The following is a 16,732-nucleotide window of genomic DNA, read 5'->3' as shown; positions in this document are numbered from 1 at the left end:
AGGAAGACAAAAGATGGCGCAGGAAAATCCGAGCCCCGAGAACATTGAGATCGACGAGATCGAGGAATTCATCGAAGCCGAAGAGCTGGACGCTTTGCGCGCAGAGCGCGACGAACTTCGTGATCGCTTCATGCGTGCTCTTGCAGATGCTGAGAACGCACGCAAGCGCGCCGATCGTGATCGTCGTGAAGCCGAGCAATATGGCAGCACCCGTCTGGCCCGCGATTTGCTGCCAGTGTTCGACAACCTGAATCGCGCGCTTGAGGCGGCAACAGATGAAACCCGCACACAAGCCTCTGCGCTGATCGAGGGGGTGGAGCTGACACTGCGGGAACTGACAAATGTCATGACCAAACACGGCATGACGCCAATTTCCCCAGCGCCGGGCGATACGTTTGACCCGCAGCTGCATCAGGCCATGTTCGAAGCCCCGGTTCCCGGCACAAAGGCTGGCCATATCATTCAGGTGATGACAGACGGGTTCATGCTGCATGATCGCCTGTTGCGTCCGGCACAGGTCGGCGTGTCATCCATGCCTGCGTCCTGATCCTAGCGGATCGGGGTGGCCGTCTCAGGCCACCCTGTTCCCCATGACCCAAGTTCCGTGCACAGCAGCTGCTCCGGAAATCCGCTTGACCCGAAGCACATCGGCCCGCGCGCCCACGGCGAGTTGTCCGCGGTCCGTCAGGCCGGTCGCCAGAGCGGGGGCGCGTGTCACGGTCTGCACGCCGCGCGCAATGTCGCCCCACAGATCCCCCAGCAGCAAAGCCGCAGACAGCAGAGACGACGGCACATAATCCGAAGAGACGATATCCAGCAGATCGGCCTCTGCCAATGTGCTTGCCGCCACATTACCCGAATGAGAGCCGCCCCGGATCAGGTTCGGCGCACCCATCATCACCTTGATGCCGTGCTGCACACAGGCCTTTGCCGCCTCTACAGTCGTGGGAAACTCGGCAAAGGTTACGCCATGACTAGCCGACGCCGCCACCTGCGATGTTGTCGTATCGTCATGGCTGGCCAAAGTTGCGCCATAGCGCCGAGATTCTGCCACGGCCGTTGCCTCATGCAGCGCGCCCAGCCTGTCGCGCAGCGCACGCTGGCTGGCAACGTGGTCATCAAAACCTTCGTCTGTCAGACCGTGTTTGCCGCAAACATAGTCCCTCAATTTCGAAACATCCCGGAACTGCCGTTCTCCCGGTGTATGGTCCATCAAGCTGACGATGCCGATCCGGTCTTCCGGCCCGAACTTTGCCATTTCGCTGACCAACGTTTCCGAACACACTTCAGCCCTCAGGTGCAGAAAGTGGCTGATCCGAAGCGCGCCGCGGCTCCTCAGGTCCAGAATCTCATCGGCCAGCGCGCGGGCATATTCGCCGTAGTTCGCCTTTGCGTTTGATGTCACCGACCCGACCCGCAGGGCGTCAAACACTGTCGTAATCCCAACGCTTGCCAGTTCTGCATCATGTGCAATGATCGCCGCCTGATGGGGCCAGTTTACCTTTGGCCGAGGTTCGATATGGCGCTCCAGATTGTCTGTGTGCAACTCGATCAGCCCCGGCATCACCAGATCGCCTTCACAATCCACCACGCCTGCCACGCGGCTGGGGCTGTCGCTGATATCAACAATCACGCCCTCTTTCATGCGAACAGAGCCTCTGCGCACCCCGTCAGGCAACACCAGCATGGCATTTTCAAGGATTACATCCGTCATGTTTCAAGTCCTGTCTTGCGATCCGTGGGGCAAGGGGTGCAATGACACGGAAGCGTCACGCTTGTGTGACAATTCCACCTTATGCCGTCGCCATGGATCAGATGAATCGTTTCGCCGTCTATTTCGCGCCGCGCCCCGGAGCGTTTGCCGATGCAACGGCCGCGCTTTTGGGTTGGGACAGCGTATCGGGCCTGTCCGTGCCACAGCCGGCCCTTCCCGGCCTGCACGCGCCCTTGTCTGAATTGACCGCCGAGCCGCGCAAATATGGCTTTCATGGAACAATCCGCGCGCCATTCCGGCTTGCGCCCTCGCTGTCGCCCGATGCTGTTGTCCACACGGTTCGCGCTCTCTCGACGGGGCTTTCGCCAGCGGTCTGTGATGGGCTGCGCGTTGAAAACCTCCACGGCTTTCTTGCCCTCATCCCATCTGGTGATCTGGCCGACCTGAACCACCTCGCGGCAAAGGTTGTGCGTGCAACCAACCCCCTGCGCGCGCCGCTCAGCCCGGAAGAGCGGTCGCGGCGTCGCCCCGAGTCGCTCTCGGACCATCAGCGCGCGTTGCTTGATGAATGGGGCTACCCGCATGTGATGGATGAGTTCCATTTTCATCTGACACTCACCAACCGCCTTGCGCCCCAGCATGCCGAAAACACAGCGGCTGCGTTGTCCGCATATCTTGCGCCGGTGCTGCCAAGCCCCTTTCGCGTCGATGATCTCTGCCTGTTTGGTGAGGATGCGCAGGGCCTCTTTCATCTGCTTCACCGTTTCCCATTAGGCGGGTAGAGCGCAGCAAGAAAGCGGGCAACACCTATGTCCGGGCTGCTGTCATTCACCACAATCCGTGGGACAATCCCGTCAGGCAGCGCAAACCCGGCCCGCTCCAGTCTTGCGCGCACGTCTTCCACGCATTCACGCCCCCGCGCAGCCAATCGCATGGCCAGAACCTCGGCCGGGGCTGTGACAAGAATAACCACCAGATCCGGCATAAGCGCCATCGCGGCCATAAGTGCAGCGCGAGAGCCGTTGAACAAGATTGGCCCGTTTGCTGTTAGGTGTTGTTTTGGTATACCATACCAAAGCCCATGTGCCTGCCAGTCCAGTGCGAATTCACCCATTGCGCGACGCCGCAGAAACTGCGCCTCGGTCACGCCTTCGAAATCTTCTCCACCTGCATCTGCAGGCCGTGTGATCACCCGGCGCACCAGCTGAAGCTCAGGATACAAGGCACAGGCACCTGCGATCAGCGTGTCCTTTCCAGCGCCCGATGGGCCAACAACGGCAAAGATCATGCGGCAAGGCCCGGCGTAAACCCGGTCACATCCACCAAGCGGTCACAGACCCGCGCCCGCGCGCCTTCGTCGTGAAAAATCCCAAGGATCGCCGCGCCCCGCGCCTTGGCTTCCTCGATCAGGGTCAGCACCACGTCGCGGTTTGCGGCGTCGAGGCTGGCTGTCGGCTCATCCAGTAGCAGAACCGGAAAGGTGTGGGCAAAGCCGCGCGCAATGTTAACGCGTTGTTGCTCACCGCCCGAAAATGTGGTGGGCGACAAGGGCCAAAGCCGGGTTGGGATATTCAGTCGCGACAGCAGATCTTCAGCCCTCGCCCTCGCCTTTGTGGGGTGCATACCCAACCGCAGCAGTGGTTCGGCGACCACATCCACTGTCGGCACACGTGGCACCACCCGCAGAAACTGGCTGACATAGCCCAGAGTATTCCGTCGCAGGGCGATGATGTCACGTGGCGCGGCCTGCGCCACATCCGTTCCGGCCACCAGCAGCCGGCCCCCGGCCGTCAGGTAATTGCCATACACCATCCGCATCAGCGTTGATTTGCCGGCGCCCGATTGCCCGGTCAGGCCAACGCATTCGCCTGCCGCCACCTGCAACGCCGCCCCTGCCATCACCGGTATTACTGCCCCGCCCTGATTGTGCAGGATGAATGCCTTGGACAGGTCGGAAATTTCGATCATCGCTGTCATAGCCAGCGCCTCCATTTGAAGAAAAGATAGGTGCCCACTGCCGAGGCCACCATCATGCTCAGCGCCATCGGATAGCCGAGCGTCCATTGCAATTCGGGCATGACCTCGAAGTTCATGCCATAAGCGCTTGCGATCACTGTAGGTGGCAGGAACACCACTGCCACGACGGATACGATCTTGATGGTCTGGCTCTGGCTCAGATTGATCATGCCCATCGTCGAGTCGCTGGCCAGCGCCACGCGCGCCGACAGATGATCGGCATGAACCTCCAGCGCATGCAGATCTCGCATCAAGCCCTTCACGGGGCCTTTTAGCGCGGTCCCGCGATGCTCGGTCGTCAGGCTTTGGCCAAAATAGCTCACCGCGCGTTCGATGGTCAGCAATGACAGCCGCACACGGGCAATTTGTTCGCCTTCGCGACCTGTGCGGCGCAGCGCGCCCTGCAGTTGGGCGGCATCTGTGGTCCCGGTCTCACTGTAAACCTCGCGTGCCAGCGCATCGAGTGCCCGCCCCGACCCTTCCAGCAGATCGGCCAGTCGACCGGTCACTTCCTCCAGCAGGCTCAGGAACAGGCGCGCGCTGTCGGTGCAGCCCGGCCCCACCTTGTTGGCCCGCTCGGGGTATGTGGTGAAGGGTCGTGGCGCATGGTGGCGCACCGTGAACAGACGCTCCGGGGTCATGATAAAGGTCACAGGCCCCGAGATTGGTTCGTTGGTTTCCGACATGCCCGGCAGCACTACAGTCATGTAATCGAAGCCGTTTTCGCGATACAGCCGGTTAGAGATTTCGATCTCCTCCATATCGGCAAGGGTCGGCACCTCGATGCCCATGGCCTGCGCCGCCAGCACCTGAGCGTCCAGCGGCTGGTAAAGGTCGATCCATACCGCCTCGTCCAGCGAGCCATCATTTGGCAGTTTTTCAAGTTTCGTATCAGTCGGGCGATAGGCAAAGAGCATAGGTCACACCTGCAAGACAGAGGAGACCAGAAGCTGGGTATAGGCGTCCTGCGGATCGTCCAGCACCTGATCGGTCAAGCCCTGCTCTACCACGCGCCCGCCTTTCATGACCATCAATCGGTCAGCCAGCAACCTCACAACAGCCAGATCATGTGTTACGATGATTGCCGACAGACCCAGATCTCGCACCAGCCCACGCAGCAGGTCCAGCAACCGCGCTTGTACGCTGACATCAAGTCCCCCGGTCGGTTCGTCCATGAACACCAGCCGTGGCGCGGTCACCAGATTGCGCGCAATCTGCAACCGCTGCTGCATGCCGCCGGAAAAAGCGCTTGGTCGTTCGTCTATCCGATCGGCTGCAATTTCCACGCGGCCAAGCCAGTCTGTTGCCGTGTCGCGGATGCTGCCATAGTGGCGGGCGCCGACGGCCATCAGCCGCTCGCCAACGTTACCGCCCGCACTGACCCCCATACGCAAGCCGTCGCGTGGGTTTTGGTGAACATAGGCCCATTCTGTGCGGGAAAGCCGCCTGCGCTCCGTCTCGGGCATGGCCAAAACATCGCGGCCGCAATAGGTTACCCGCCCCAGATCGGGCTGCAAATGCCCGGCAAGGCACGACAGCAAGGTTGATTTCCCAGATCCGCTCTCGCCGACAATCCCAATCACCTCGCCGGGGAAGAGGTCAAAAGACACATCTGCACAGCCAATCCGTATGCCGTAGCGTTTGGTCAGGGTGTTGACGGTCAACAAAGGCCGATCCAGCCCCAGGTTTTGCACAGTCATATCTATGACCCCCATCACATTCCCTTTCCGGCGGCTTTGGGTGATAATCGCCCGCGATGGCCTGCCGTTTGCCGCCCAGCACAAAAGTCGGTGTCGGAACAGACAAACATTCGTCCTCCAGCGTCATCGATAATCACCTCATCCAGATAACTTTCATCGGCGCCGCACAAGTCGCAGTCGTGCGGTGCCTTGGATGCGGTAAAGGGGTGATCGTCGAAATCCAGACTCACTACCGCGGTATAGGGTGGCAGGGCGTAGATCCGCTGTTCGCGTCCCGCCCCAAAGATCTGAATGGCCGGACAGCCCCCCAGTTTTGGGTTATCGAATTTTGGTATGGGTGAGGGGTCCATGACATAGCGCCCCTCGACCTTGACCGGATAGGCATAGCTGGTGGCAATCTGGCCGTGACGCGCGATGTCTTCGTATAGCTTCACATGCATAAGACCGTATTCTTCCAACTCGTGCATCTTGCGGGTCTCTGCTTCGCGTGGCTCCAGAAAGCGCAGGGGTTCGGGGATCGGCACTTGATACACAAGGATCTGCCCTTCGTGCAGCGGCACCTCAGGGATGCGATGCCGGGTTTGAATCACGGTTGCATCTGCTGTCGCCTCGGTTGCGGCAACGCCGGCGGTCCGCTGAAAAAACTTGCGGATGCTGACGGCGTTTGTGGTGTCGTCTGCCCCTTGGTCGATCACTTTGAGAACATCATCGGGCGTCAGGCAGGCGGCAGTCACCTGCACACCACCCGTGCCCCAGCCATAGGGCATTGGCATTTCTCGACTGGCAAACGGCACCTGATATCCCGGCACGGCAATTGCCTTCAGGATTGCGCGACGGATCATCCGCTTGGTCTGTTCGTCCAGGTAGGCGAAGTTATAGGCTGGGTCTTGGGTCAGGGCGGTCATTCTGCGGCCTCCTGTGCGGCCATCGCCTCGGCACGCAATCGCCGGACCAGCTCCAGCTCTGATTGAAAATCAACGTAGTGGGGCAGCTTGATATGCTCCAGAAATCCGGTGGCCTGAATATTATCGCAATGCATCAGCACGAACTCCTCATCCTGAGCCGGGGCGCCGATGGAATCTTCTCCCAACTCTTTCCAGCGCAGGGCCCGGTCCACCAAAGACATCGCAATCGCCTTGCGCTCGCTTTGGCCAAATACAAGGCCGTAGCCGCGCGTGAACTGGGGCGGCTCTGTCTTTGACCCTTTGAACTGATTGACCGTTTCGCATTCTGTCACCTCGATTTCACCAATCTCGATAGGGAAGCCAAGCTCTGGAATGTCCATCGACACAGACACCGTGCCGATCCGCAACTCGCCGACGAAGGCATGGGTGCGCCCATATCCGCGCTGCGTCGAATAGGCCATCGACAAGATAAATCCCTCATCACCGCGCGTAATAGCCTGCAAACGCAAGGCGCGGTCGGCGGGCAGCTCCATTGGCTCGCGGGTCAGGTCCGGGGGGGCGGTGTCAGATGGCTCTGCGGTCTCGATCAGGCCATCCCGGTTCAGGAACTCTGTCACATGAGGGACCGGGGCGGAATCTGCCGGGGCGGTGTGGGCCGTCGGGCTTTCTCCTTCCGCCGCCAGTTTGAAATCCAGCAGACGATGGGTGTAGTCGAATGTTGGCCCAAGGATTTGCCCGCCCGGCAAGTCTTTGAACGTTGCGCTGACCCGGCGATCAACGGCCATGGCGTCAGTGCTGATGGGCTGTGATGCGCCAAATCTGGGAAGTGTTGTTCGATAGGCGCGAATCAGGAACACCGCTTCAATCAAGTCGCCGCGCGCCTGTTTGATCGCAAGCGCAGCAAGATCCGGGTCGTAAAGCGACCCCTCTGCCATCACACGATTGACGGCCAGCTTCAGTTGCTCACGAATTTGCGTGACGCTCAGCTCTGGCACAGAGGGATCACCCCGGCGCTCTGCTGCCAGCCATGCGTGGGCGTTGTCGATGGCCCGCTCGCCTCCCTTGACCGCAACATACATTACGCGCCCTCCACTTTGGTAGATCGGGGCAGACCTGCCACGCGGTTGCCTGCAACAAACAGAAAATCGAGGCCCAGGGGAAACCGAGCCGCATTGTCTTGAAATGCCGCAATCTCGGGCAATGACAGAAGGGTCTTCGTTGCAATTCCCGGCCCGGTCAGGTGCGCGCCGCTGTTTGACAACCCGTCCATCAGAACAATCAGCGTTGCCGCCCGGTCAGGGTAATCCGGCGCGCCGATGTGAAACCGGCTCAGGGGGGCCAGGCTTTCCCATCGGCCAATCGCAAACATGGCTTGCTGTGGGGCCACCAGCGGTGCGCCGATATGAAAGGTGATCCAGTCGCGCACAGGCTGGCAATCTGCATCTCCAGCCAGATGAACCGGCGTTGTCCCGTCCGCAAGCGTCAGCAACGCGGTGCCCGCCGCCACTGAAAGCGGTGCAGGAGGTTGCGCGCCGCGAATGGTCAAAAGGGTTCCGGGGCGCGCAAAAGACTCTAGTATGGCGCGAAAAGCATGTGATGATTGGTGTGGCGGGTTGGAAAAGCCACCGGATAGCGCTTGCGCGGTCATGCGTCTTCTCCCCGAACCATTGTGAAGAAATCTACCTTTGTCGCGGCTGCCTTTTCTGCGCGCAGCGCTCGTGCCAACTCGGCCTTTGCCGTCAGCACGTCTAAAATGCGTGTCCGAACCTGCGCTGCCTGATCAGTTTGCATCAGCGCATCAAGGACCGCTGCCCGCAGTGCGTGGGGTTTGTCCCGTCCCTGCGCGTAGCCATGTCCCACAGTGCCGTCAGACAGTCGGACCGAACAGCGTGTGACGGTCATTTCGCCAAGATTGAATGGCGCGCCTGTCGCCCCGATCCGTCCCTGAACCATCACGGCCCCAACCTCTGGTGGGCGAAGGCAGGTCAACGGCGGAAGATCCGGCATCAGTTCTTCCAGTCTGGCGGGGTTCGCTTTGGCTATGGCCGACATCCATATCTGCCGCTCTCGCTGCCCTGTGTTTGCGCCTTCGGTCATGCTGCCCTCGACATCTTGCAAATACGTCTGCTTTTCTATACAACTATACAACTTCTATCGCCAACTAGACCCAAAGACAACAAACCGAGGCATGAAATTTTCATGACAGACACCACCGCCCGCAGCGCACTTTGGAAATCCATCGCGCAAACCCTGTCGGACGAGATTGCGAAGGGGCACTACCAGCCGGGCGACAAGCTGCCGACCGAAGCGCACCTTTCGACGCGCTTTGGCGTGAATAGACACACAATTCGTCATGCTACTCAGTCTTTGGTACAGGACGGTGTGCTGCATTCACGTCGCGGCTCGGGTGTCTATGTCGTGATGCAGCCAACGGAATACCCGCTTGGCCGCCGGGTCCGGTTCCATCAGAATATTACCGCGTCTGGCCGCACTGCTTCGCGCAGTTTCAGTCGGCTAGAGACGCGCGCTTCGGACCCAACCGAGGCTGACGGTCTGAACCTTGAATCCGGCGCTTTTGTACATGTGGTCGAAGGAACGTCCATGGCGGACGATCAGCCCGTGGCGGTGTTCCTGTCGGTGTTCCCGGCAGAACGGTTTCCCGCGCTACTGGTGCAGATTGAAAACCTACAGTCGATCACGGCGGCGCTGGGTGCTTGTGGGGTCGAGGATTACACCCGGCAGTCAACCCGGATAACTGCAGGCGTTGCAACGACGGTGCAAGGCATTTCGCTGCGTCTGGCCGAGGGCGCGCCAGTCCTGCGCACCGAAGCTATCAATGTGGACAGTACCGGGCGCCCGGTCGAGTATGGGATAACATGGTTTGCCGGGGATCGGGTCACACTGACCTATGCCCCCGAATAGCCCCCAATTAGCCGTTGTATTTCTCTAGAAACGCTTCTGCTTCCAGAGAGCGAAAATCCATCAGCGCAGTTCGCAGCAGATCGTGGCTCCAATCCCACCAGGCTAGCGCCATCAACCGGTCTGCGATTGCTGGCGTGAAGCGCGGGCGCAGGGGGATCGCGGGCACACCGGCAACAATGGTATAGGGTGGCACATCGCGCGTGACCACTGCACCAGCGGCGATGACCGCGCCTGCACCGATAGTAACATCCGGTTTGATAATCGCGCCGTGCCCGACCCAGGTATCTGGGCCAATCACGGTGCGTCGGGTCTTACGGCGTTCAAAAAAGGCCGCGTCATCTTCGACGTCGTCCCAGTAGTAGCTGGAGCGATACGAAAAGTGGTGCAGGCTTGCGTGATCCATCGGGTGATCAGTCGGACCAATGCGGGTCATCGCGGCAATGTTGGCGAATTTGCCGATTGTCGCATTGGCAATGTCGGAAAGGCGGTCGCAATAGGCGTAGTCGTCAAAACGCGTGTTCTGGATCCGGCTACCCGGCCCCACCTCGACATAAGCGCCAAAGGTGCTGCCAGAGATTTGGCAATCGGATTGGATCAATGGAGCGTCGGGCGATAGTTTGGGCATGGGCGGGCCTTATACCATTGAAAACGTGTGGCGGGGTGAACCCGCCCTACGACCCTTTTATCAGCTTGCGCCGCAACCAGCCGGAAAGCGTGTCCATCGCCATCACCATCAGCACGATCAGCGTCATGTAATAGGCGACTTCTTCCCAGTCCTTCTGAGTCTGGATTGCCTGTGTCAGCAACAGTCCGATGCCGCCGCCCACAATCGCGCCAATCACGGTGGCGCTGCGGGTGTTTGACTCCAGATAGTACAAGACCTGTGAAATCAGCACTGGCGTAACCTGTGGGATCACACCAAAGCGAGCGCGCAGCAGGCTGTTGGCTCCGGTGGATCGGACCCCCTCGACCTGCTTTTCATCGATATTTTCTAACGCTTCAGAAAACATTTTACCAAAAGAGCCAGTATCGGTGATGAGGATCGCCAGAGCGCCCGTCATCGGACCGGGCCCAAAGGCGCGCGACAGGATGATGGTCCAGATCAGACCGTCCACCCCTCGGATGAAGTCGAACACCCGGCGGAAGGCAAAGCGCAAAGGGGCCAACGGGTTGAAGTTGGAAGCCGCCAGAAAGCCAAGCGGCAGAGCGATGATCGCCGCACCCATTGTCCCTAGAAATGCCATCAGAATCGTCTCAAACAATGCCCAGAATACATCTGAGTGCCGCCACATCTTGTTGGTCCAGAACTCTGAAACCATGTAGCCGATATTGCTGCGATCAGGGTCAACCCGGTCGCCCCACGCGGCCAGATTAAGCAGCTCCAGCGGGCCTTTGCGGGCAAATGGGCTGTCGAGGGTGAAGAAAAACAGCTCCCACCCGGCTTGATATTTGAATGTCTCAACCTTTGACCGGGTGTAATTGAACCGGCCAGCCGGGGTGGTCACAGCGATGCGGGTATCGCTGGCGTTTATCCAGCCGGGTAGCGGTTTAGGTGCGCTCAGGACCAAGCGGTTGCCATCCGGACGAATGTCGATGGTGCCGTAGCCGGGCACGATCATGCGCGCGCCCGCAGCGTCATAGGTGACGATATGGCCGGTGCCAAGGTCAATGGTTGTCACATCGCCCGCGATGGTGACCCAGTAAGGAAACTCGCCCGGGGGATAGGCGCCTTTGGATTCACCCTCAATCGCAGCCGAAACTGCGCCGTTGCGGTTGTCACGGGTGATATGGGTTTTGTGGGTCCAGAAATCTGATAGCAGGATCGCGGCATTGTCCATCCGGGCGCGCTGGGCTAGACCGGCAAGGTCAAACGCCACGGCGGTATACAGCAGATATAGCAGGATCACACCCGGCACGGCAAAGGCCATAAGCCGCTTGCGGGCGAAACCGGCAGTGATCTGGCCGGACAGGTTGATATCAACAGCGGCCATCTTAACGCCCTTTCACCAGACGATTGCGGAAATAGTCAGAGGTGCGGTCGATGACCACAATGGCAAAGAACAGCAGCAGGAAGATCGCAACCACCTGATCATAGCGCCCCTGACCCCATTGCATCGCAAGCTTCAGGTCATAGCCGATGCCGCCTTCACCGACGAACCCAAGGATGGCAGAGGCGCGTACGTTGATTTCAAAGCGCAAGAGCGCATAGGACAACCAGTTTGGCGCAACCTGCGGGATCACGCCAAGCCACATGCGCTGGGTCCAGTTGGCACCAACCGATTGCAGGCCTTCGACCGGCTTCAGATCTGCGTTTTCGGCAACTTCGGAAAACAGTTTACCCAATGCGCCGCCCGTATGCAGGGCGATAGCAATGACAGCGGGGACGGGGCCGCCGCCTAGAATATAAATCAAAACCAATGCTATAACGATTTCAGGAATTGCCCGCAGTGCATCCATGCTGCGGCGAAACACCGGGATCATCGTGGGCCAGCGTGCAAGGCCGCGTGTGGCCAAGAGTGACAGCGCCATGGCCGCAAGGCCGCCCAGCAGCGTGGCAACCGCGGCGATATTCAGCGTCTCGATCAACGAGGGCATGTGCTTGACGAACAGCGCCGGGATAGCCGCGCGCTTTTCCCAAGCCTCGGCGACAACTTCGGAGGGGAATTCAAATACATTGAGGATGCCATTCCAGAACCCGCCCGCATTGCGGCTGTCGGCCAGAATCCAGCCTGAGGCCATGGTGGCGATGAACAAAGCCAGCAGAATGCCGCCATACATCCGCTTGCGGCGGACCATTTCAAGATAGGTGTCTTGTAAGTTGGCGGTGTCGGGGCGCTTTCCCCGTTCTGGCCCGAAAGCGATATCAACCATGTCTGGCCTCCAAAAAAATTGCCGGGCCACCCATGGGGCGGCCCGGCAGATCATGATCAGATCTTACATGCCTTCTTGCAGCTTGCGGGCGGCAAGGACGCCCAGATAGTCTTCGTGCGAGACCGGAACGAAGTCTTGTGCTTCACCGGCGGCTACGTTGTAGGCGCATTCCGGATCGGTTTCCCACATGGTGTCAAGCAGGGCGAACATCTTGTCCTTGGCGTCTTGCGGCAGCGATCTGCGCAGAACCATTGGGCCTTCGGGGATCAGTTTGGAGCGCCAGATTTCGACCAGATCATTCATGTCGACGAGACCGGAATCCGCAGCCTTGCGGAACGCTCCCGAGGTAAAGCCGTCTTCCCATTCGCCAAGCCCGTCGGCCCAAGCGACAGCAGCATCGAAATCACCGTTCGCGACGCCGACCAGAGATTGCTCATGACCGCCCGACATTTTGACTTGGGAAAAGTAAGATTCCAGGTTGCCAAATTTCTCGCGCAGCTCTGCGCCAGGGATCAGATAGCCCGAAGCTGAGTTCGGATCGGCGAAAGCAAAGGTCTTACCCTTGGCATCTTCCATCGAGGTGATGCCGGAGTCAGCGCGCGCAAAGCCAATGGAGTAATAGCCGGTGGTGCCGTCCAAGTTCTGCTTGGTCAGGATAACATCAACTGCTTCGGGGTTGGTCAGGTAGGTCTTGGCATAGGCCGAGGCGCCCAACCATGCATAGTCAAGCGTGCCGCCCAGAAGGCCCTGGATCACGCCGTCATAGTCGGCGGGAGTGAACAGCTTGACCGGAACGCCCAGTTCAGCTTCGACCATTGCGCGGAAACACTCGGTGTTGGTCATGCGGTCCTGTGCGTTCTCGCCGCCCAGGATGCCAATGTTAAAGCCGGTGATGGCGTCTTGTGCCATGGCAGTGGATGCAAGCGCGGTAGAGACAACAAGGGAAAGGAGCAGCGGTTTCATCAGAAAGTTCCTTTGGTTGAGGATCAGGAAAGCATCATGTCCGCGTAGGTGCGGTCTGCTGTGTCATCAGCGGGAATCGCCGTGGAGGTCGCGGATTCGTTGAACGAAGCGTCGGCACCGTAAATGTCGCGTGCAACGCCGGTCGAAAGCTGGTCGGGCGTGCCGTCAAACACGATGCGGCCGTCGCGCATACCAATCACGCGGTCACAATAGCGGCGGGCCGTGTCCAGGGTATGCAGGTTGGCGATGACCATGCGGCCATCCTCGACATTGATCTTTTTGAGCGCGTCCATAACGATTTGCGCGTTCATAGGGTCAAGCGAGGCAATCGGCTCGTCTGCAAGAATGATTTTTGGGTCTTGCATCAGGGCGCGGGCAATGGCTACGCGCTGCTGCTGGCCGCCCGACAAGGCCTCGGCGCGTTTAGGCGCTTGTTCCGCAATGCCAAGACGGTCGAGGATTTCAAGCGCGCGAATGATATCCGCCCGCGGCCAAAGGCTGAACATGGTCTGAACGGTCGAGCGGCGATTGAGGATACCGTGCAGCACGTTCGAGGCAACATCCATCCGGGGGACCAGATTGAACTGCTGAAAAATCATCGCGCACTGGCTTTGCCACGCGCGCGCCTGAGCGCCACGAAGGGCCAGAATGTCGGTGCCATCGATGCGGATCTCGCCCGATGTGGCATCGGTCAAACGGTTCATCATGCGCAAAAAGGTGGACTTGCCCGCACCAGAACGACCGATGATCCCGACAAAGGCTGGTCCGTCTACTGAAAAGCTGACCCTATCAACGGCGGCTTTTTCCCCGAACATACGGGTTACGTCTTTTACGTGCAGCATTGTCAGGCCCCCATGGCAGTTGAGGGCTGCATAGGCGCAATCTGTGACGGTTCTTCTGCGCGGGCGTGAAGTTTTGGTAACGCAGCGGGCGCTAGAGCAGTTGTTTTAATTCATAGACCAGACGCAGCGCCTCGATCGGGGTTAACTCGTCGGGCTGAATGCTGCGCAAGCGCGCCTCAATGTCCGAAGGTTTGGCGTTGGCTTTGGGTGCGGGGGACGGTGAGGCTGCGCGGAACAGGGGTAGATCGTCGATCAGGGCCATTTGTTTGCCGCCGTCGCGGTCGCCTTTCTCCAGCGCCTCCAGCACAGCTTTCGCCCGGTCCACGACCGATTGCGGCAATCCGGCCAGCTTTGCCACCTGTACGCCATAGCTGCGGTCGGCGGCTCCCTTGCGCACTTCATGGAGGAAAATGACGTCGCCTTTCCATTCCTTGACAGCTACGGTCGCATTCTCGACCCCGGCCAGCTTGCCCGACAGGGCTGTCATCTCATGGTAATGGGTGGCGAACAGCGCGCGGCAGCGGTTGGTTTCGTGCAGATGTTCCAGCGTGGCCCATGCAATCGACAAGCCGTCATAGGTGGCCGTGCCGCGCCCGATCTCATCAAGAATGACCAGCGCCCGGTCGTCGGCTTGGTTCAGGATGGCTGCGGTTTCCACCATCTCTACCATAAATGTAGAGCGTCCACGTGCCAGATCATCGGCGGCCCCGACCCGACTGAAAAGTTGGCTGACAAGACCGATATGGGCAGCGCGCGCCGGAACAAAACTGCCAGCTTGGGCCAGCAGTGCAATCAGTGCGTTCTGGCGCAAAAAGGTGGATTTACCGGCCATGTTCGGCCCGGTCAGCAACCAGATCGCGGGGGTAGCAGCATCGGTCAGGGCACAGTCATTCGCTACGAACGGGCCGCTTCCCTGCCGCTTCAGGGCGCGCTCAACAACCGGGTGTCGCCCGGCTGTGATGGTGAATGCGTGGCTGTCGTCAACGGTGGGTGCCGCCCAATCCTCGGCCACGGCCAGATCTGCAAAGCCGCAGGCCAGGTCGATTTCCGCCAGCGCGCGTGCGGTCGCGCCAATGGGGCCTGATCCTGCCATAATCGCCTGTTTAAGGCGGTCATAGTATCGCTTTTCAATCTCAAGCGCGTGATTGCCGGCGTTCAGGATGCGGGTTTCAATCTCGTTCAGATCGACCGTTGTAAAGCGAACCTGCCCCGCTGTGGTCTGGCGGTGAATGAAAAGGTCGGGTTTGGCGCGCATCCGGTCTTCGTGAGTGGTTGTAACCTCAATGAAGTAACCCAGCACGTTGTTATGCTTGATCTTTAGCCCCGGAACACCGGAAATCTCGGCATATTCCGCCTGCATCTTGCCGATGACAGAGCGGCCTTCATCCCGAAGCGCGCGGGTGTCGTCCAGTTCGGTATCGTAGCCAGTGGCGATAAAGCCGCCATCGCGCGCCATCAGCGGCGGTTCGGCGACCAGTGCGGCATCCAGCAAATTGACCAGATCATCGTGGCCGAGCAGTGCCGTTGCGGCTTCGGCCAGCAGGTCAGGCGCATCTTGCAGCATGGGATGAATGGCATTGGCCTGCGCCAGACCGGCGCGAATCGCGGTAAGATCACGCGGGCCACCCCTGTCCAGAGCAAGCCGTGACAGAGCCCGGTCGATGTCTGGCACGCGGCGCAAATGGCTGCGCAAATCCTCGCGCAATCGACCCTGTTCCAGCAAAACACGCACGGTTTCATGTCGGGCGCGAATGGTGGGCAGATCGCAGGACGGCGCAGAAATGCGCCGTTCCAGCAGGCGTGCGCCCGCAGGGGTCACGGTGCGGTCGATGGCCAGCAGAAGCGAGCCTTCGCGGCCACCAGACAGTGCTTGGGTCAGTTCCAGATTGCGGCGGGTGGCAAAATCTATCTGCATCGCGCCGCCCGCGGTTTCACGCACAGGCGGGCGCAACAGGGGCAGCTTGCCGCGCTGTGTCAGATCAAGATAATCCACCAGTGCGCCCATAGCCGACACCTCGGCCCGGTCAAAGCTGCCGAAAGCATCCAGCGAGCCGACGCCGAACAATGCGCAGAGCCGCTTTTCTGCCGAAACAGAGTCGAAACTTCCCCGCGAAAGCGGCGTCAGCGCGGACCCCAGATCTTCAGCAATCGGCGCAAGATCGCGGTCGCGGGTTTCACTGACCAACACCTCACGCGGGGCCAGCCGCGCCAACTCTGGCGACAGGCGCGACAAGGGGCAGGCAATGACGCGCAGCTCGCCCGTCGAAATATCGGCCCACGCCAATGCCGCTTGATCGCGCACCTCGGACCATGCGGCCAGATAGTTATGGCGGCGGGCGTCCAGCAGCGCATCTTCGGTCAGGGTGCCGGGGGTGACAAGGCGCACCACATCACGTTTGACCACGGACTTGGAGCCGCGCTTTTTCGCCTCTGCCGGATCTTCAAGCTGTTCGGCAATGGCCACGCGAAAGCCCTTGCGGATCAGGGTCAGCAGGTAGCCTTCGGCGGCATGAACCGGCACGCCGCACATCGGAATCGGCTCGCCCATGTGAAAGCCGCGCTTGGTCAGGGCGATATCCAACGCTTCGGCCGCTGCAAGGGCGTCGTCGAAAAACATCTCGTAGAAATCGCCCATGCGGTAAAACAGCAGCGAGCCGGGGTTTGCCTGCCGGATCTCAAGGTATTGCGCCATCATCGGCGTTACATTGGCGTCGTCTTGCGGCACACTTTGCCCCCCTGCTGCGGGCTGACCCTACAAAACCGGGGCGACGGGGGAAAGGGCTATCCCTCTGGACCTGT

18 protein-coding genes are annotated in these 16,732 nt (G+C 59.9%); 3 read left to right on the top strand and 15 right to left on the bottom strand.

Going from position 1 to position 16,732, the window contains the following annotated elements:
* Nucleotides 1-13 precede the first annotated feature (13 nt).
* The gene (locus Q8K08_RS21050) at nt 14-547 is read left to right on the top strand and encodes a nucleotide exchange factor GrpE (RefSeq protein WP_304802380.1); all 534 of its coding nucleotides are present in this window, start codon (nt 14-16) and stop codon (nt 545-547) included.
* A gap of 24 nt (nt 548-571) precedes the next feature.
* Here Q8K08_RS21050 and Q8K08_RS21045 read toward each other — a convergent pair whose 3' ends face one another.
* Nucleotides 572-1,714, bottom strand: a complete 1,143-nt coding sequence (locus Q8K08_RS21045; protein ID WP_305251616.1) for an alpha-D-ribose 1-methylphosphonate 5-triphosphate diphosphatase — start codon at nt 1,712-1,714, stop codon at nt 572-574.
* Nucleotides 1,715-1,755: 41 nt separating this feature from the next.
* On the opposite strand from Q8K08_RS21045, the gene Q8K08_RS21040 reads away from it, so the two are divergent.
* The gene (locus Q8K08_RS21040; RefSeq protein ID WP_304802385.1) at nt 1,756-2,496 is read left to right on the top strand and encodes a DUF1045 domain-containing protein; all 741 of its coding nucleotides are present in this window, start codon (nt 1,756-1,758) and stop codon (nt 2,494-2,496) included.
* Here the strand turns inward: Q8K08_RS21040 and Q8K08_RS21035 are convergent.
* From Q8K08_RS21035 to phnG, 8 genes are read right to left on the bottom strand one after another with little or no spacing between them, the layout of a single operon-like run.
* A complete protein-coding gene (locus Q8K08_RS21035; RefSeq protein ID WP_304802387.1) occupies nt 2,472-3,002 on the bottom strand; it encodes a phosphonate metabolism protein/1,5-bisphosphokinase (PRPP-forming) PhnN in 531 nt (176 codons plus the stop codon). The two genes, Q8K08_RS21040 and Q8K08_RS21035, sit on opposite strands and share 25 nt — an antisense overlap.
* Nucleotides 2,999-3,682 carry a phosphonate C-P lyase system protein PhnL gene (phnL, locus tag Q8K08_RS21030; protein WP_305251637.1) on the bottom strand — a complete coding sequence of 228 codons (684 nt, stop codon included), beginning with the start codon at nt 3,680-3,682 and terminating at the stop codon, nt 2,999-3,001. The genes Q8K08_RS21035 and phnL overlap by 4 nt, the downstream gene beginning before the upstream one ends.
* Before the next feature lie 5 nt (nt 3,683-3,687).
* On the bottom strand, nt 3,688-4,647 hold the full coding sequence (locus Q8K08_RS21025) for a magnesium transporter CorA family protein (RefSeq protein WP_304802389.1): 960 nt from the start codon (nt 4,645-4,647) through the stop codon (nt 3,688-3,690).
* 3 nt (nt 4,648-4,650) lie between these two features.
* A complete protein-coding gene (phnK, locus tag Q8K08_RS21020) occupies nt 4,651-5,430 on the bottom strand; it encodes a phosphonate C-P lyase system protein PhnK (RefSeq protein ID WP_305251615.1) in 780 nt (259 codons plus the stop codon).
* A 14-nt stretch (nt 5,431-5,444) separates the two neighbouring features.
* Nucleotides 5,445-6,335 carry an alpha-D-ribose 1-methylphosphonate 5-phosphate C-P-lyase PhnJ gene (locus tag Q8K08_RS21015; protein ID WP_305251614.1) on the bottom strand — a complete coding sequence of 297 codons (891 nt, stop codon included), beginning with the start codon at nt 6,333-6,335 and terminating at the stop codon, nt 5,445-5,447.
* Entirely contained in the window at nt 6,332-7,414 is a 1,083-nt protein-coding gene (locus Q8K08_RS21010; RefSeq protein WP_304803558.1) for a carbon-phosphorus lyase complex subunit PhnI, read from the bottom strand. The genes Q8K08_RS21015 and Q8K08_RS21010 overlap by 4 nt, the downstream gene beginning before the upstream one ends.
* Entirely contained in the window at nt 7,414-7,983 is a 570-nt protein-coding gene (gene phnH / locus Q8K08_RS21005; protein ID WP_305251613.1) for a phosphonate C-P lyase system protein PhnH, read from the bottom strand. Before phnH ends, Q8K08_RS21010 begins: the two co-directional genes overlap by 1 nt.
* Nucleotides 7,980-8,432, bottom strand: a complete 453-nt coding sequence (gene phnG / locus Q8K08_RS21000; protein ID WP_305251612.1) for a phosphonate C-P lyase system protein PhnG — start codon at nt 8,430-8,432, stop codon at nt 7,980-7,982. The genes phnH and phnG overlap by 4 nt, the downstream gene beginning before the upstream one ends.
* Before the next feature lie 102 nt (nt 8,433-8,534).
* Here phnG and phnF point away from each other — a divergent pair, with 102 nt between their 5' ends.
* Entirely contained in the window at nt 8,535-9,257 is a 723-nt protein-coding gene (gene phnF, locus Q8K08_RS20995; RefSeq protein WP_304803564.1) for a phosphonate metabolism transcriptional regulator PhnF, read from the top strand.
* 7 nt (nt 9,258-9,264) lie between these two features.
* On the opposite strand, the gene Q8K08_RS20990 is transcribed toward phnF, so the two are convergent.
* From Q8K08_RS20990 to mutS, 6 genes are all read right to left on the bottom strand, one after another.
* Nucleotides 9,265-9,882 (bottom strand): chloramphenicol acetyltransferase, encoded by a 618-nt coding sequence (locus Q8K08_RS20990; protein ID WP_305251611.1) that lies wholly within the window; start codon nt 9,880-9,882, stop codon nt 9,265-9,267.
* A gap of 46 nt (nt 9,883-9,928) precedes the next feature.
* Complete coding sequence (gene phnE, locus Q8K08_RS20985; protein ID WP_305251610.1) at nt 9,929-11,248, bottom strand: phosphonate ABC transporter, permease protein PhnE; 1,320 nt, start codon at nt 11,246-11,248, stop codon at nt 9,929-9,931.
* Between the two features lies 1 nt (nt 11,249).
* Nucleotides 11,250-12,128 carry a phosphonate ABC transporter, permease protein PhnE gene (gene phnE / locus Q8K08_RS20980; protein WP_304803570.1) on the bottom strand — a complete coding sequence of 293 codons (879 nt, stop codon included), beginning with the start codon at nt 12,126-12,128 and terminating at the stop codon, nt 11,250-11,252.
* A gap of 63 nt (nt 12,129-12,191) precedes the next feature.
* Nucleotides 12,192-13,091, bottom strand: a complete 900-nt coding sequence (phnD, locus tag Q8K08_RS20975; protein WP_304803573.1) for a phosphonate ABC transporter substrate-binding protein — start codon at nt 13,089-13,091, stop codon at nt 12,192-12,194.
* A gap of 23 nt (nt 13,092-13,114) precedes the next feature.
* Nucleotides 13,115-13,933 (bottom strand): phosphonate ABC transporter ATP-binding protein, encoded by an 819-nt coding sequence (gene phnC / locus Q8K08_RS20970; RefSeq protein WP_304803575.1) that lies wholly within the window; start codon nt 13,931-13,933, stop codon nt 13,115-13,117.
* Between the two features lie 91 nt (nt 13,934-14,024).
* Nucleotides 14,025-16,628, bottom strand: coding sequence for a DNA mismatch repair protein MutS (gene mutS / locus Q8K08_RS20965; RefSeq protein ID WP_305251636.1), 2,604 nt, complete (start codon nt 16,626-16,628; stop codon nt 14,025-14,027).
* Nucleotides 16,629-16,732 lie beyond the last annotated feature (104 nt).

The organism is Pseudotabrizicola sp. (assembly GCF_030684215.1).
Taxonomy (GTDB): Bacteria; Pseudomonadota; Alphaproteobacteria; order Rhodobacterales; family Rhodobacteraceae; genus Pseudotabrizicola.
The sequence above is the reverse complement of the archived record's forward strand: the minus strand, read 5'-3'. Positions and strand labels throughout refer to the sequence as shown.

Excerpts from the sequence above, each read along its gene's own strand:
- Q8K08_RS21050 (WP_304802380.1), top strand. The coding sequence starts at position 14 with ATGGCGCAGGAAAATCCGAGCCCCGAGAACATTGAGATCGACGAGATC.
- Q8K08_RS21045 (WP_305251616.1), bottom strand. The coding sequence starts at position 1,714 with ATGACGGATGTAATCCTTGAAAATGCCATGCTGGTGTTGCCTGACGGG.
- Q8K08_RS21040 (WP_304802385.1), top strand. The coding sequence starts at position 1,756 with ATGACACGGAAGCGTCACGCTTGTGTGACAATTCCACCTTATGCCGTC.
- Q8K08_RS21035 (WP_304802387.1), bottom strand. The coding sequence starts at position 3,002 with ATGATCTTTGCCGTTGTTGGCCCATCGGGCGCTGGAAAGGACACGCTG.
- phnL (WP_305251637.1), bottom strand. The coding sequence starts at position 3,682 with ATGATCGAAATTTCCGACCTGTCCAAGGCATTCATCCTGCACAATCAG.
- Q8K08_RS21025 (WP_304802389.1), bottom strand. The coding sequence starts at position 4,647 with ATGCTCTTTGCCTATCGCCCGACTGATACGAAACTTGAAAAACTGCCA.
- phnK (WP_305251615.1), bottom strand. The coding sequence starts at position 5,430 with ATGACTGTGCAAAACCTGGGGCTGGATCGGCCTTTGTTGACCGTCAAC.
- Q8K08_RS21015 (WP_305251614.1), bottom strand. The coding sequence starts at position 6,335 with ATGACCGCCCTGACCCAAGACCCAGCCTATAACTTCGCCTACCTGGAC.
- Q8K08_RS21010 (WP_304803558.1), bottom strand. The coding sequence starts at position 7,414 with ATGTATGTTGCGGTCAAGGGAGGCGAGCGGGCCATCGACAACGCCCAC.
- phnH (WP_305251613.1), bottom strand. The coding sequence starts at position 7,983 with ATGACCGCGCAAGCGCTATCCGGTGGCTTTTCCAACCCGCCACACCAA.
- phnG (WP_305251612.1), bottom strand. The coding sequence starts at position 8,432 with ATGACCGAAGGCGCAAACACAGGGCAGCGAGAGCGGCAGATATGGATG.
- phnF (WP_304803564.1), top strand. The coding sequence starts at position 8,535 with ATGACAGACACCACCGCCCGCAGCGCACTTTGGAAATCCATCGCGCAA.
- Q8K08_RS20990 (WP_305251611.1), bottom strand. The coding sequence starts at position 9,882 with ATGCCCAAACTATCGCCCGACGCTCCATTGATCCAATCCGATTGCCAA.
- phnE (WP_305251610.1), bottom strand. The coding sequence starts at position 11,248 with ATGGCCGCTGTTGATATCAACCTGTCCGGCCAGATCACTGCCGGTTTC.
- phnE (WP_304803570.1), bottom strand. The coding sequence starts at position 12,128 with ATGGTTGATATCGCTTTCGGGCCAGAACGGGGAAAGCGCCCCGACACC.
- phnD (WP_304803573.1), bottom strand. The coding sequence starts at position 13,091 with ATGAAACCGCTGCTCCTTTCCCTTGTTGTCTCTACCGCGCTTGCATCC.
- phnC (WP_304803575.1), bottom strand. The coding sequence starts at position 13,933 with ATGCTGCACGTAAAAGACGTAACCCGTATGTTCGGGGAAAAAGCCGCC.
- mutS (WP_305251636.1), bottom strand. The coding sequence starts at position 16,628 with ATGATGGCGCAATACCTTGAGATCCGGCAGGCAAACCCCGGCTCGCTG.